At 39.3% G+C, this 15,660-nt stretch carries 13 protein-coding genes; 7 read left to right on the top strand and 6 right to left on the bottom strand.

What is annotated here, in order from left to right; all coding sequences use genetic code 11:
- Positions 1-99: 99 nt before the first annotated feature.
- The 5 genes from NBG71_RS13775 (at position 100) to deoD (ending at position 6,181) form a co-directional block, all read left to right on the top strand.
- Positions 100-1,401, top strand: coding sequence for a NupC/NupG family nucleoside CNT transporter (locus tag NBG71_RS13775; RefSeq protein ID WP_075672698.1), 1,302 nt, complete (start codon positions 100-102; stop codon positions 1,399-1,401).
- A gap of 520 nt (positions 1,402-1,921) precedes the next feature.
- On the top strand, positions 1,922-2,701 hold the full coding sequence (gene deoC / locus NBG71_RS13770; protein ID WP_064721106.1) for a deoxyribose-phosphate aldolase: 780 nt from the start codon (positions 1,922-1,924) through the stop codon (positions 2,699-2,701).
- 70 nt (positions 2,702-2,771) lie between these two features.
- Positions 2,772-4,094, top strand: coding sequence for a thymidine phosphorylase (gene deoA, locus NBG71_RS13765; RefSeq protein ID WP_075672697.1), 1,323 nt, complete (start codon positions 2,772-2,774; stop codon positions 4,092-4,094).
- A 66-nt stretch (positions 4,095-4,160) separates the two neighbouring features.
- Positions 4,161-5,387: a phosphopentomutase gene (gene deoB, locus NBG71_RS13760; RefSeq protein WP_075672696.1), complete on the top strand. Its 1,227-nt coding sequence runs from the start codon at positions 4,161-4,163 to the stop codon at positions 5,385-5,387.
- 77 nt (positions 5,388-5,464) lie between these two features.
- Positions 5,465-6,181: a purine-nucleoside phosphorylase gene (gene deoD, locus NBG71_RS13755; RefSeq protein ID WP_036934279.1), complete on the top strand. Its 717-nt coding sequence runs from the start codon at positions 5,465-5,467 to the stop codon at positions 6,179-6,181.
- Positions 6,182-6,264: 83 nt separating this feature from the next.
- On the opposite strand, the gene NBG71_RS13750 is transcribed toward deoD, so the two are convergent.
- On the bottom strand, positions 6,265-6,714 hold the full coding sequence (locus tag NBG71_RS13750) for a hypothetical protein (protein WP_075672695.1): 450 nt from the start codon (positions 6,712-6,714) through the stop codon (positions 6,265-6,267).
- A 693-nt stretch (positions 6,715-7,407) separates the two neighbouring features.
- Between NBG71_RS13750 and NBG71_RS13745 the strand changes: the two genes are divergently transcribed.
- Positions 7,408-9,144, top strand: coding sequence for a pyridoxal phosphate-dependent decarboxylase family protein (locus tag NBG71_RS13745; protein ID WP_075672694.1), 1,737 nt, complete (start codon positions 7,408-7,410; stop codon positions 9,142-9,144).
- Between the two features lie 96 nt (positions 9,145-9,240).
- Here NBG71_RS13745 and NBG71_RS13740 read toward each other — a convergent pair whose 3' ends face one another.
- The 4 genes from NBG71_RS13740 to NBG71_RS13725 form a co-directional block, all read right to left on the bottom strand.
- Positions 9,241-9,507, bottom strand: coding sequence for a DksA/TraR family C4-type zinc finger protein (locus NBG71_RS13740; protein ID WP_075672693.1), 267 nt, complete (start codon positions 9,505-9,507; stop codon positions 9,241-9,243).
- A 159-nt stretch (positions 9,508-9,666) separates the two neighbouring features.
- Complete coding sequence (locus tag NBG71_RS13735) at positions 9,667-10,827, bottom strand: MFS transporter (protein WP_099660231.1); 1,161 nt, start codon at positions 10,825-10,827, stop codon at positions 9,667-9,669.
- 27 nt (positions 10,828-10,854) lie between these two features.
- Positions 10,855-12,156: a hypothetical protein gene (locus NBG71_RS13730; protein ID WP_075672691.1), complete on the bottom strand. Its 1,302-nt coding sequence runs from the start codon at positions 12,154-12,156 to the stop codon at positions 10,855-10,857.
- Positions 12,157-12,195: 39 nt separating this feature from the next.
- On the bottom strand, positions 12,196-13,383 hold the full coding sequence (locus tag NBG71_RS13725) for an ROK family transcriptional regulator (protein ID WP_223672676.1): 1,188 nt from the start codon (positions 13,381-13,383) through the stop codon (positions 12,196-12,198).
- 285 nt (positions 13,384-13,668) lie between these two features.
- On the opposite strand from NBG71_RS13725, the gene NBG71_RS13720 reads away from it, so the two are divergent.
- Positions 13,669-14,085, top strand: coding sequence for a Rap1a family protein (locus NBG71_RS13720; RefSeq protein WP_250916936.1), 417 nt, complete (start codon positions 13,669-13,671; stop codon positions 14,083-14,085).
- Between the two features lie 105 nt (positions 14,086-14,190).
- On the opposite strand, the gene pyk is transcribed toward NBG71_RS13720, so the two are convergent.
- On the bottom strand, positions 14,191-15,642 hold the full coding sequence (pyk, locus tag NBG71_RS13715) for a pyruvate kinase (RefSeq protein WP_250916935.1): 1,452 nt from the start codon (positions 15,640-15,642) through the stop codon (positions 14,191-14,193).
- Positions 15,643-15,660 lie beyond the last annotated feature (18 nt).

The raw sequence follows: 15,660 nt of genomic DNA, 5'->3' as shown, positions 1-15,660 counted from the left end.
CTTAGACTAGGTATAATTATCCGGCAAAAAGAGTCAATAAGCTCTGGTTAGAGCGTTATTGATAATCCATTAAATTTTTATGTGAACAGGGATCCTTCAATGCAACTCATTATGAGCTTGGTCGGAATGGCAACATTAATATTGATAGCCATTCTGTTTTCCAGCAATCGACGTGCAATTAGATTACGTACAGTTGGTGGCGCATTCCTTATTCAGATTGGCTTAGGCGCATTTGTACTTTATTCAGATGGTGGTCGTAAAGTATTAATGGCTATTTCTGATGGTGTTAAAAATGTCATTGATTACGGTGAAAATGGAATGAGTTTTCTGTTTGCCGGCCTAGTATCAGACAAAATGTTTGAGTTGTTTGGTGGTGGTGGTTTCGTTTTTGCCCTACGCGTGCTGCCTGTTATCGTATTCTTCTCTTCACTAATTGCTGTGCTGTATTACCTCGGTATCATGCAAATTGTGATTAAAATTCTTGGTGGTGGCTTACAGAAAGTATTAGGCACATCACGAACAGAATCGATGTCTGCAACAGCTAATATCTTTGTTGGGCAAACAGAAGCCCCGCTGGTTGTTCGCCCTTATATTGCAAGAATGACAACCTCAGAGCTCTTTGCTGTTATGTGTGGTGGTTTAGCCTCTGTTGCAGGTTCTGTGCTTGCTGGATACGCCAGCATGGGCGTACCGTTAGAGTATTTGATCACTGCATCCTTTATGGCCGCTCCTGGTGGTTTACTCTTTGCTAAATTATTGATCCCTGAAACAGAAACACCTGATGATCAAAAAGATGCACTTGATAAAATGGCAGATGATGAGAAACCTGCCAATATTATTGATGCTGCCGCAGCGGGTGCCTCTTCAGGCTTACAGCTTGCTCTGAACGTCGGTGCCATGTTACTTGCTTTCGTTGCATTGATTGCATTAGTTAATGGTATTCTTGGCGGTATTGGTGGCTGGTTTGGTTATGAGAATTTCTCATTAGAATTAGTGTTAGGTTGGATCTTCGCACCAATTGCTTTCCTTATCGGGGTACCTTGGAGTGAAGCAACTATTGCAGGCTCATTTATTGGACAAAAAATTGTTATTAATGAGTTCTATGCTTACTCTGAGTTTAGTAAATATCTACAAGAAGATGCATTAGTTGCAGGTTCTGGACTTATGGTGCTATCAGAGCAAACGAAGATAATCATCTCCTTTGCATTGTGTGGTTTTGCTAACCTCTCTTCTGTTGCCGTACTGTTAGGTGGTTTAGGTGGAATGGCGCCTAACCGTCGCAAAGATGTGGCGCGTTTAGGAATGAAGGCCGTACTTGCTGGTACACTCTCTAACTTAATGAGTGCAACAATTGCAGGTTTCTTCTTTGCATTAACAGCAATGGCAGTGGTTGCTGCTTAATTGATTTTTATTGTGAAGAGCAGATGGGTTTTACCTATCTGCTCTTTTATGTTTGTTTTCTGTTGTAATGTTAACTATTTTTATTGTGTGAGATATTTCGCAATTTGTATTGAGTAGGGCCAATAGCAATATCATTTCATATTGATCACGCTTTTTTTTGCGTTATAAAGACGACTTAAAGGCGCTATTCGAGTAACATTAAACCAGAAAATGACCTAAACGTGATATTTGTCACATTTTTATGTCATTGTTTGCAAGTTGCATTTGATTAGTGTGACGTAAAGCACATCTAATTGTTCCTTAGCGTGTTCAAATAAGATGTGCTGAAACTTCATGGAATGGCGAAGGCTCAATGACGGGTCGCCGAAGTGAGCATAGCGCGGTGAGAGGGAGCTCAGCTGTCGTTGTAGCGCAAGTTACAGCAACATCTTCAAGGAACCAAGTCCGCTCGCCAACAAATTTAATCGCTAACCTTAAGCGTACGCCCAAAAGGGCTTGAGAAACATCGTTGGAGAGTTTTATGACAGATTTAACCGCTGCAGCGCGCCTTGCGCTGTCTTTGATGGATTTAACTACATTAAATGATGACGACACTGATGCAAAAGTGACTGCATTATGTCATCAGGCTAAAAGCCCAGAAGGCAATACAGCCGCTATTTGTATCTACCCACGTTTTATTCCATTAGCACGTAAAGTGTTACGCGAACAGGGTACTCCAGACGTTCGAATTGCAACCGTAACTAACTTCCCTCATGGTAATGATGATTTAGATATCGCATTAGCAGAAACCAACGCGGCATTAGCTTATGGCGCAGATGAGGTTGACGTAGTTTTCCCTTACCGTGCATTTATGGCAGGTAACGAGCAAATCGGTTTTGATATCGTTAAAGCATGTAAAGAAGCTTGTGCAGAGGCAGGTTCTTTACTGAAAGTAATTATTGAAACGGGTGAGCTGAAAGATCCTGCACTTATCCGTAAAGCATCTGAAATTTCAATCAAAGCAGGTGCTGACTTTATTAAAACTTCCACAGGTAAAGTACCTGTAAATGCAACACTGGAAAGCGCTGAGTTAATGATCCAAGTGATCCACGATATGGGTGTTGGCAAAGAAGTTGGTTTCAAACCAGCGGGTGGTGTACGTACCGCTGAAGAAGCTGCTCAATACCTTGCATTAGCTAACCGCATTATGGGTGACAACTGGGTTGATGCCCGTCACTTCCGTTTTGGCGCGTCAAGCCTGTTAGGTAATTTATTAGCCACTTTAGGTCATGGCGAACAAAAATCGTCTAGTGGTTACTAATCCATTCGTGAAATACGCCCACTCTTCATTATTGTGGGCGTTACCAATGCTATAAAACCAGGAGGTTGCAGTGTTTCTTGCCCAAGAGATTATTCGTAAAAAGCGTGATGGTCATCCTTTAACTGAGGAAGAAATTCGTTTTTTCATTAATGGCGTCAGAGATAATACTGTTTCTGAAGGTCAAATTGCTGCATTAGCAATGACTATTTATTTCCACGATATGACAATGCCAGAGCGTGTTGCTTTGACATTAGCTATGCGTGATTCCGGTACAGTTCTGAACTGGAAAAGCCTAAATTTAAACGGCCCAATCGTTGATAAACACTCAACTGGTGGTGTGGGTGATGTAACTTCACTGATGTTAGGGCCAATGGTTGCGGCTTGTGGTGGTTATGTTCCTATGATCTCTGGTCGTGGATTAGGCCACACAGGTGGAACATTAGATAAGCTTGAAGCAATTCCGGGCTTTGATATTTTCCCTGATGATGAGAAATTCCGCGACATTATTCGCAATGTCGGTGTTGCCATTATCGGACAGACTAATTCATTAGCACCTGCTGACAAACGCTTTTATGCTACCCGTGATATTACTGCTACAGTTGATTCAATCCCGCTTATCACTGCATCTATTTTAGGTAAAAAATTAGCTGAAGGCTTAGATGCATTAGTGATGGACGTTAAAGTGGGCTCAGGTGCCTTTATGCCGACTTATCAGAAATCTGAAGAGCTGGCTGAGTCAATTGTTCAAGTAGCAAATGGCGCAGGCTGTCAAACTACGGCACTGTTAACGGATATGAATGAAGTATTAGCTTCTAGCGCAGGTAATGCGGTTGAAGTACGTGAAGCTGTTCAATTCTTAACAGGTGAATATCGTAATCCACGTCTATTTGAAGTCACTATGGCGCTGTGTGTTGAAATGTTAGTATCAGGCCGTTTAGCGGATGATCGTCAACAAGCTCGTCAAAAACTGCAAGATGTGTTGGACAACGGTAAAGCGGCAGAAGTCTTTGGCCGTATGGTTGCAGCACAGAAAGGCCCATCTGATTTTGTTGAAAACTACAATAAATACCTGCCAACTGCGGTATTAAGTAAACCTGTATTCGCTGAGAAAGCAGGATTTATCACTGAAATGGATACGCGTGCATTAGGTATGTCAGTTGTGACATTAGGCGGTGGTCGTCGTAAAGCAACTGATACTATTGATTATAGTGTTGGCTTAAGCGATATCGTAGCGCTTGGTGCTGAAATCAATACAGATACACCTTTAGCGATGATCCATGCTAACAGTGAAAAATCATGGCAAGAAGCTGCGGCTGAAGTCCGTAAAGCGATGGTAATTGGTGACAGCAAACGCGAAGCTTCACCAATGGTGTACCGCCAAATCAGCGAATAAGAACTCAATTACGATTTATAAGTGACATATCCGTGGTCTACGGAGAATGACACAGGAGAGAGAATTATGAAACGTGTACATATCATGGTATTAGATTCCTTCGGTATCGGTGCTGCCGGTGATGCGGAGAAATTCGGTGACCAAGGTTCAGACACTTTAGGGCATATCGCACAAGCGTTTGCTGATGGTAAAGCAGATAGAGAAGGTCGTAAAGGTCCTCTTCATTTACCTAATCTTTGCCGTTTAGGTTTAGGTAAAGCTGCGGAAGAATCAACAGGTAAATTCCCTATTGGTTTAGATAAAGACGCAGATATTATCGGAGCTTATGGCTACGCGAGTGAAATCTCTTCTGGTAAAGATACTCCGTCAGGCCACTGGGAAATCGCAGGTGTTCCTGTTCTGTTTGATTGGGGATACTTCAAAGATCTGAAAAATTCATTCCCGCAAGAACTGTTAGAAAATATCGTTAAACGTGCAAAATTACCGGGTTATTTAGGTAACTGCCACGCATCTGGTACAGTGATTTTGGATGAACTGGGTGAAGAGCATATGAAAACTGGTAAGCCGATTTTCTATACCTCTGCTGACTCCGTATTCCAAATTGCATGTCATGAAGAAACTTACGGTTTAGATGAATTATATGAGCTGTGTGAAATTGCTCGTGATGAACTAAACAAAGGCGATTACAACATTGGTCGTGTTATTGCGCGTCCATTTATCGGTGATAAACCGGGTAACTTCGCTCGTACAGGTAACCGTCATGATTTAGCGGTTGAGCCACCAGCACCAACTATGTTGAAAAAACTGGTTGATGAAAAACAAGGCCACGTTGTTTCTATCGGTAAAATTGCTGACATCTACGCAAATGTAGGTATCACTAAAAAAGTGAAAGCAACGGGTATTAATGCTCTGTTTGATGCGACACTCGAAGAAATGAAACTTGCGGGCGACAACACAATTGTATTCACCAACTTTGTTGACTTTGACTCTTCTTACGGCCACCGTCGTGATGCTGTGGGTTACGGTGAAGCTCTTGAGTTATTCGACCGTCGTTTACCAGAATTAATGGAACTGGTAAAAGAAGATGACATTCTTATCTTAACAGCAGACCACGGTTGTGACCCAACTTGGCCTGGTTCTGATCATACTCGCGAGCACATCCCTGTTCTTGTTTATGGTCCAAAAGTTAAACCAGGTTCATTAGGTCACCGTGAAACCTTTGCTGATATCGGCCAAACTGTTGTTAAATACTTCGGTTTGTCTCCAGTCGATTACGGTAAAGCAATGTTTTAATTTTACTTCGGTAGGTATAGCAATATGCCTACCGAATTATATTTAAATAGTAAAAAGATCAATTAAAAGGAAGAATTATGGCTACCCCTCATATTAACGCAGAAATGGGCGATTTTGCTGATGTCGTTTTAATGCCGGGCGACCCGCTTCGTGCTAAATACATCGCTGAAACTTTTTTACAAGACGTGCGTCAGGTAAATAATGTTCGTGGTATGTTAGGTTTTACAGGTACGTATAAAGGCCGTAAAGTTTCTGTAATGGGCCACGGTATGGGTATTCCTTCCTGCTCAATTTACGCAAAAGAATTAATTACAGATTTCGGCGTGAAAGTTATCATCCGTGTTGGTTCATGTGGTGCAGTATTACCAGATGTTGAACTGCGTGATGTTGTTATCGGTATGGGCGCATGTACTGACTCTAAAGTTAACCGTCTGCGTTTCAAAGACCAAGACTTTGCTGCCATCGCTGATTACCAATTAGTTCAAAATGCTGTTGATGCTGCAAAAGCGAAAGATATTAAAGTTCGCGTTGGTAATATCTTCTCTGCTGATCTGTTCTACTCACCAGATCCAGAAATGTTTGATGTAATGGAAAAATACGGCATCCTAGGTGTTGAAATGGAAGCAGCAGGTATCTACGGTGTTGCAGCTGAATACGGCGCAAAAGCACTGACTATCTGTACTGTATCTGACCACATCAAAAAAGGTACACAGACCACAGCAGAAGAGCGTCAAACTACCTTTAATGAAATGATTGAAATTGCATTAGAATCTGTTCTGCTACTAGAAGACTAATCAATACATTTTGTTGCTTAAAAATAGTAAAAAACCCAATTTTTAAATTGGGTTTTTTTATGTCTAATTAATAAAGTTAGAAACTAAGGAGCATAAATATACGTTTCTAAGTAAGGATCCATTTTGATGGCATAATTTTTGATATTATCCAAACTTGGTGATAACGGCTCTTTACACTCTTTCTTACTGATAATGTTATTGTCTTTATAAACAATAATACCATTAAAATTCCAACCTCTCCCTTCGCCGTCATAAACGACGTAGCTATAGTTTCCATTCTTAAAACGAACATAGGTCGATGCCCCTGCAACAAACATCTGATGCCCATAAAAGACATTATTATTAGGTTGTTGAGGTACTGGTAGTGTTATCTCTGTTTTAGCAAGTGTGCCATAACGATAAACAGGAGGTTTTCCATGTTCAACGAACACGCTGACATACTTACCATTTTCAAGTTGGCAGGTAAATTCTTCAGCATGGACACTTGCGGATAATAATACGAATACAGCAGCAACAGCGATATGTGCTTTCATATTGTGTTCTCCGTTAATTACCTACTCTATTACTTTAAGTATCGGCAAAGAACACAAAATATGTAGAGTAAATATTCTGATTATTTAGTTAGGTTACTAATTTTCATTTTAACCAATATTTGTGTTATTACCAGAACAATCAACTGTGATAATTTCTTTGTTTATATTTTCATTGAACGCTATCTATGAACTTAGTTTTAACCCATATTTTGTACCTAATTTTTGTTAAAATTAGAATTAATTTGCTAGCTATGAAAAATATAGTAGTGTTTTCGTTTGATTTTGTTCGTTGTAATTAAATTAAATGTAATTTTTGCTGTACCAATTGTGGAAATAACAGATTAATTCAATTAATTAAATTGAGAATTCAGCAATATCAGTTGGTTAGCATGTGATTGTTATGTTTTGATTATATTTCAAATAGTTAATAGTATTGCAGGTGATTATTTTTGTTTATAGCTTTATTTTCACTGTGATGTCAGTCACATAAGCATATAAATGAAATAATAACATCTGTAAATTTAACTTTCCAAAGATTTCTATTGTATTGATATTAAATAAAATATTTTGTTTTATGTGGTTGCAAGCAGAGCTAATGTGATCACATGAAGCACTAACTAATTTAATTAGAAAATGTATAGTATTGCTATGCAATCAATTTAAATTTTTGTCGGTTTCTATTTGGAGAATATAGTGAAAAATCAAGATTTATTAGGTCTATCTTCTGCTAACATTCTGAATGTGGAATTTGAGAAGAAATACCACGACGTTATTGCTCACTTTTTCAGCCGAGATCCGAAGTATTGGCCGATATTTCAGGATAAAACAATCCAATCGATTACACAGTTTAGAAAAACAACAACTAACGATAATGACCAATTACAGCGTTACTCAAATGGGCAACAGCTATTCGATCGTTTAATGGCGGATACGCAAATCCAACAAAATATTAATTACCCAGAAAACGATCCTAATGAACTACTGATGCTAGTTTCGACACTGTGTAAAAACTGGGAAAATCCATTAGCGGTTGAAAACGTTATTGCAATGCCGAGTGATCCGGGTGTTTATGGTTCAATCTTAGGGTTAATGGGCAACCCTAACATGGTGTATTGTGAATATTCAGGTGTCGCTGATGCGTTAGAAAAAGTGACGATTAAAAAAGTCGCTAAATTGGTTGGTTACGATCCTGAAGTTGCATCTGGTGTGTTCACTCAAGGTGGCACCATGTGTAACTTATATGGTTATCTATTTGGTTTACGCAAATCTATGCCTAATTCTAAACATTTAGGTATGGCAGCAGATCAAGATTATCGCATCATTAACTCTCAAGGTGGTCACTACTCAAATATGACTAACCTTGCACTGTTAGGTGTTGATGTTGATAACAAAACCATCCGTATTAAGGTCTCTGAAGATAACACCATTAATTTAGAACACTTAGAACGTGAACTAAGAGCGTGCTTTACTGTTAAGTGCAAAGTGCCAACGATCATGTTAACCACCGGAACAACAGATACTTTTGGTGTAGATGATGTGAAAGGTGTTTGTGAGTTACGTGACCGTTTATGTGAAGAATTCGAGATCCCTGTTAAGCCACATGTACACGTAGATGCCGCAGTGGGTTGGCCGATTATCTTCTTCTTAGAATATGACTTTAGCAGTAATCCACTGGCAATTAACGATGTCACTTTAGAAGGTTTACGCCAGAATGTTGAGAAATTTAAACATCTAAAATATGCCGACTCTATCACTATCGACTTCCACAAATGGGGTTATGTGCCTTACACCTCAAGTTTAGTGCTGGTGAAAAACGGTAATGACTTCGTGGCATTGGAAAACGATCCTGAAAACTTCACCTATTTTGAGCATGAGTTAGAAGGGCAGACTCACTTACAATCTACTATTGAATGTACACGTAGTGGTGTGGGTATTTTTGGCGCTTATTCGGCAATGCACTATATGGGGATTGAAGGTTACCAAACCATTATTGCTCACTGCCTGCAAAACGCGAACTACATGCGCCACCAACTATTAGAGATGGGTAACGCAAAAGTCATCGTTCCGCAAAACCAAGGGCCAAGTGTTGGTTTTAAATTGTATGATCCTAATTTAGTCAAAGATCCTAATGTTGCTTTTGATTTAGAACTGACATGTTCTACTGATAAAGAAGCGTATGACTTTATGGTTCATAACACACAATGGCATAGAAAACTTTTCTTACAGCGTGGTAGAGAAGGATTGTTTACTAACTGGGTGGATTCTATTGCTTGCTCGAAATATGCGAAAAATAACCGTTATGTTTATCTTCCGGGTGAAAAAGCAGTATTTATGAATCCAAATACTGAACGTACACATATTGATAATTTTATGAAGATTTTAACTGAAATGAGTCAAAATCTGAGCTCAAAAAAGGCTGCGAAAATCTAATTAAATTATTGTCTGATTAAATAAAACAAACTGTACTTTAATAGAGGAAACTCATATTAAGGTACAGTTTTTGTTTTATAGGATAATAATTGCAGATTATCTGAGTTGGCTATCTTTACTACCGCGACGATTATACCCACTAAACGCATTATTCTTTTTATCAAACGCCTCTTGGCAACGTAAACAATAACGTACACCAGGAACGGCTTTTTGCCGAGCTGGAGAGATTGGCTCACCACATTCATCACAAAACTCTGCACTTTCTCCTTGTGCCATTTGATTACGAGCTCTTGCAATTGCATCATCAATGGTGGCATCTATTTGTTCTTGAACAGCGCTATCATTAGCCCATCCACTTGCCATCATATTCTCCTATTTTAACAGTGAATATAAATACTATTATTAGGGCAGTGGTGAAAAAATCAACAGATTAAAAGAGAAAATAGGTTGCTAAGATATCGTGATAAAAATAAAAACCCCCTCATAAAGAGGGGGAAATTTCAGAGGCATAATACGTCGTTGTTATTGTTTTTGTTCTCTAATAAACAGAGAAATGATAAAGAAGAGGGCGACGAATACGATAATTAGGTTAAAGCCAACAGAAACATTATAGCTTTCTGAAACCTGACCGATTAATGAACCTGCTAACGCACCGCCCAATCCTGAAGCTACATAAATAAGTCCCATTACAGAGCCACTTTTACTGGTTAATTTTGTGGCAACTGCTGCTGCTGTTGGAAATAGCACAGATAATGCGAAACCAAATACCATAAATAGATAAACAACATCTTGCACAAAGATACGGCTAACAATAATGGCGATAAGCGAGAACAGTGAAAATAAAATCAATGTTTTGCGATCACCCAGTGCAAGGTTAATAAAGCCACCAATAAAACGGCCGATAGTAAATAAGAATGCAAAACTAGAAATAACGTAAGCGGCAGTTTCTGCTTTTTGTGCATTACTCATATTCCCAATATCCATAGAGGTATAGAAAATAGGGAAGAAGTTTAAGAATGCGGCTTCGGCTGCCACATATAAAGTGATAAATAAAATAACCAGCAACAGTGATTTTTGTGTCAGCAACTCTAAAAAGTCACTGAATTTCATATCGACTTGTGCGCTACTTTCTATTTTTAACGTACTTAATACTAAAATAATCACAGCAACAATAACGGCAACACCAACATAAAAGGTACGCCATGAAATAGAGTGTGAGAATAAATATTGTAAAATAAGAGGTGTAACAATCATCCCTACACCAAACATGGCGTTAGAGACGTTAAACATCATTCCTGCTTTCTCTTTATAGAAAGTTGGAATAACAGTCACGATAGAGACAAGCATTGAGCCAATCCCTAAACCAATGACCAGATAAAAGCCAAAAAATAGCATCACGTTGAAAGCAAGGCTGGTTCCTGTTAAACCAACCGCCATCATTAATGAGCCAATAAACATCATGACTTTTAACCCTTTCTTATCGGTAAAATAGCCCGTTAATAAACTGGCGACTAAAAAACCGATTTGGAAAAAGGTAATTAGTGAGCCGACTTGGCTCATATTTAATGAAATATCATGTTGAACTTGTTCGAGAATAAGCCCTTTTGTATTTTGAATGCCACCGAGTAAAAACATCGTGACAAACAGAAGGAAAAAGACTTTCCATTTTTGTTGTTTAGCCATAATTTGATCCTGATTTTCCGCGGTGTATTATTCTTTAATTGTGTTGTTGTTATAAGCGTTATTATTAGGTGTATTGTGTTCACCAATCGCATCAAATAATTCTTGAGTCGCCCATCCATAGCAATAATAAAGTAAGTCATCACAAGCACTCTCTTCTGCGGCAATAACGGCTTCAATTAATTGAGAGGCAGGCAAATTCCACATTTGAATACCGCTATAAATAAAGGTATTTGGCTGTGAAAGCTGGCGAACTTTATTATTTTGTTCTGCAACAAAGTGAATAGGGAAACCCTGCTGTTTAAAGGTTTCATATGAAATATCATAAGGTAATTCAAATAAACGTTTAAACGCAGTGAATGCCCTCTCTTGGCTTTCACTATCATGAGCAAAATGATTAATTAGTCCTTGAACATCCGCACCACCCCCTAATTTGTGATAAGGGAAATGTTTAAGTGTGGATGAGTAACGCGTTAATTCATGATAGTTCTGACCTAAGATCCAGCTGTAAGCAGGTGGCCACAAGTCGAGCCATAACGTAATTCCACCCGCCGTTTGTTTGGCATCAGATAGTAATTTCTCAACCAATTGAGTCACACTTTGTTGGCGAAATAGTTGCCATGCTTTTAACAGAGGTTCTTCTTTTAATGCTGTAACAGGTGTTTCAAAATCCCCTTGTTTTAATGAATCTGCTAAAGCGGCGAGGCGATGTTTGATTTCATTAACAGGTAAGCCTTGTTGCACCATTTTCTTTTCACAGTGGGGGCAAAAACAGGTAAATAATCCCGCTGGATTGACTTCTTTACCTGCCCAATCAGGGAAACGAATGCGGTCAATTAAAAAGGTGTCATAACCGTAGTTTTGTTTTAATGCTGTGAATGTCTTTTGCCATAATTGAGCAACATCAGGAGCATTAGGGCAGAGCCAATGTGCTTGTGGACGGCCTTTAAAATCGACAACCTGATTGTTTTCTACATCACCAATAAAATCACCATTCAGAATATTTGCCCATGGAATGACTTTATATTTTCCACCGTTGGTGGCTTTTTTTATCGTCATTAGTGGATCTGCACCCGCTAAAATAGTGGGATCGACTCGTTGGCTCAGACGAGGAAAATCAGTATGAGTATTGATATGTAGTGTACCTGTTCCCATAACCATATTATGAATAGGGTTATGAGGCAGATCACCAATAGGGTAAGGGTTACGTTCAAAAATCGTATTAATTTCGACAAATAAATGCTCAACATGCTTCATACCGTCAAGGCGTTGAAGAATAGCGGGCATGCCTTCGTCTAAAATATCGTGTGGGTGAAGATGTATTCCTGCCATGAGTTGCTCCCATCTCGTTTAAAGACTTTTTTATTAGGGTTATCTCAATTGGATCTCGGGCATAAATTGAATTGATGGATAAACCGTGGCTAAGGCGAGAATAGCAATGCCATAAAGCGGGCCTTTTTCCCATAATTCAGAAAGCTCGATATTCACTTTGGTGTTAGCAAATAAATGTCTATCTAAATTTGCCTGAACACGCGGTAAAAAGGTGTCAGCAGAGCGGGTGAGCCCACCTGTTAATACCACTTTTTCCAAATTTGCAATGGCGACTAAATTCATAATGCCGATAGCAAGATAATCAGCCATTTCTTCAACTAAGGATTGAGCAAGCGGATCGCCTTGTTGTGAGGCTTGAATAATCTCAATTGCACTAAGATTTTCTCCTCGTAAGTTTGCCATTCGCTCACTTAAACCTGAGCCAGAGCAGAAACTCTCAAAGCATCCTTTATTACGCCAATTGCGAAAGAGATGATCACGAGCAAACATCATATAGCCGATTTCACCAGCTGCATTGTTTGCGCCACGGATAACTTTTCCATCCATCAGCAAAGCGGAGCCTAACCCTGTGCCGATGCCAATCAGCGCACAACTGTGTGTATGGCGACAACGGCCTTTCCACATTTCACCGACAAGTGCTGCACGAATATCATTTTCGAGTACAACGGGTACATTGAGTTTTTCTGTAAGTTGTTGTGCTAGAGGCAAATTATCCCATTGAGGTAAGTTAGGGGAGCCTTCTAGCACAACACCATTTTTGATATCGATGATCCCTGGTGTGGCGACACCGATAACATTGATCTTTTGACGGTCTACGCCGCTTTTTTCGATCACATTTTCAATACTTTGTGCAAATTGCGTAATAAAGTAATCACGATCGTCAGTGTCAAAGGTAGGTTCTTGATATTCATACAATAATTCGGCATCTAAGTTAAAAACCGCATAAGCGATTTTGGTTCCACCTAAGTCAATGCTGACGCCTAAACTGTGTTGAGGATCGAAGTTAACTAAAATACCTTTTCTGCCTTGTCCAGCAGGCGAACTGACACCGCTTTCATAAACGATTTTTTCTTCAAGTAGATCGTTAATAATTTCAGACACCGTCGCTTTTGTAATTCCGCTAATTTTGGCTATCTGAGCCCGTGACAAAGGACCTTGATGACGAATGACATTTAATACAAGCGAGGCATTCATTTGCCGTAATGTATTGGGTACGTTCGGTGTCACGTTACTACTCCATTTGTTTATAAACAAAACTAAAAGATGTTTTTTTTATATAAAATCGTCTGTGATTGATAGTTATGCACCGTTTTACTTATTTTGTAAAGTATAAAACAACTAATTAGTTTAGAAACCATCCTAAATGCGTTTGTGATCACAATTTGATGAGCCTGATTTGCACAATGAGATCATCCAAAAGATCTTCAATGTATATATTTGTTGCACATATTCTTAGGGCAATAAAACGACTAGAATGAAATCAATATCTATTGAACTAAAGAGAAAATTAGCATGAAAAAAGGAATGTTATTAAAAGGGTTAATAGGAATGTTATTGCTATTCCCACTGTATTCACAGGCAGTAACATTAAGCGGTTATCTTGAGGTAAAACGATTATTAGCTTTAGATCATCCTTCTAATAAACAACTAGAATCAGTGACACAAGCGTATTTAAACGGTATTGCGAATGGATTTAATTTTTATGCTGTTGCCGTAAAAATTGAGAATCAAAATAACGATGATTTTCGACCTCTTTATTGTACGCCTTCGAAAGTAGAACAAAATGGCGATTTTATGGTTAAGCATATCGATGCTTATTTAGATAAAAATCCTGAAGTGAAGAAAAAACAAAAAGAAACGCCGTTGGAGTTAATTTATATTTTGGCATTACAAGATGCCTATCCTTGCCATGCTGATGGAAGTCTCTAAACGAAAAATAGCCACAGTCCCTGTGGCTAAAATGATTTTGGTGTGCTCTTTTTCTTGTTATTTACTTCAGGTTGCCTCTCTCATAAGCTCCTTGATGAAAGACACTCAAGCCGTTGCTGCTTCAACTTGTTTTACAGGAACAAGATGACAACAATCGCTTTCACCAGTTTTTTCAAAGGTTGATAGACGGGTGATTAAGAGTGAATTCATGTCTGTTAATAATCCCTCTGCTTGCAGTTTTTGCATGATGCTTTCATCACAGTCATTGTTGTTTTGACGTTGATAAGCAATAGGCGTTACACCACGTAATACAGTCAATTGACCAGCAAGCGCGGGATTATCCGTTAATGCGTATACGTTGTTGTTTGGCATAAAGCGTGACAATAAGGTCACTGATTTGCCGTTTTCTGTTAATGCGGCAACGCTTAAATACTTGTCGTCATGAAAAGCCGTTGTGGCAGCAGCTAGTGCAATCCAACGACCAGTTTGTGAATAGTAAGACGGTGATTGCCAAGGATTTTCAGCATTAGCCGCAAAAGAGCGCTCTGCGCCTTCAGCTACGCGTGCCATTGCACTAACAGCTTCCACTGGATATTTCCCTGCCGCCGTTTCAGCTGACAACATGACGGCATCTGTTCCATCACCAACCGCATTCGCAATATCCATAACTTCTGCACGGGTTGGCATTGGGCTTTCAATCATTGATTCCATCATTTGGGTTGCCGTGATCACAGGGCAGCCTAATGCGCGACAGCGTGCAATCAATTGTTTTTGTGCGCCCGGTAAGCTGGCATCACCAATTTCTACAGCTAAATCGCCTCGTGCCACCATAATGACATCAGATGCTTTAATGATGTCATCCATATTTTCTTCACAAGAAACCACTTCTGCACGTTCAACTTTAGCAACGATTTTGGCGTGACTTCCTGCTGCAATCACTAAACCACGGGCATATTCAATATCTGCACCATTACGCGGGAATGAAACAGCGATATAGTCTGCTTGAATAGCGGCTGCTGTGTGTATGTCTTGCTTATCTTTGTCTGTTAATGCAGGTGCAGATAAACCACCACCGAGTAAGTTAATACCTTTACGGTTAGATAATTTTCCACCAACAGTAACGACAGTCTCTATTTTATTATTATTGACGGCGCTGACTTGTAATTGAATATTGCCATCATCAAGTAACAGAATATTCCCTGGTGTGACTTCTTGAACAAGTTGTGGGTAGTCCAAACCAACTTGTTGCTCGTCGCCTAATGTGCTGTCTAAATCTGCATTTAGAATAAAGCTATCGCCTTGTTTTAAATTAACTGAATCGTTTCGGAAATTAGAAATGCGAATTTTAGGGCCTTGGAGATCAGCCAATATTCCGATAAATACACGATGTTTTTCTGCGACCTGACGAATAGTTGCTGCTATTGCTTGATGCTGTTCGCGAGTACCATGTGAAAAGTTTAAACGAAATACGTTAGCACCTGCCATAATCAGCTTTTCAATCATCTGTTCTGAACAGCTAGCTGGGCCAAGAGTCGCAACAATTTTTGTCTTACGCATAATGACATTCTCTTTTTA

It is taken from the genome of Proteus sp. FZP2095, from assembly GCF_023701425.1.
GTDB classification, from domain to species: Bacteria; Pseudomonadota; Gammaproteobacteria; order Enterobacterales; family Enterobacteriaceae; genus Proteus; species Proteus cibarius.
The sequence above is the reverse complement of the archived record's forward strand: the minus strand, read 5'-3'. Positions and strand labels throughout refer to the sequence as shown.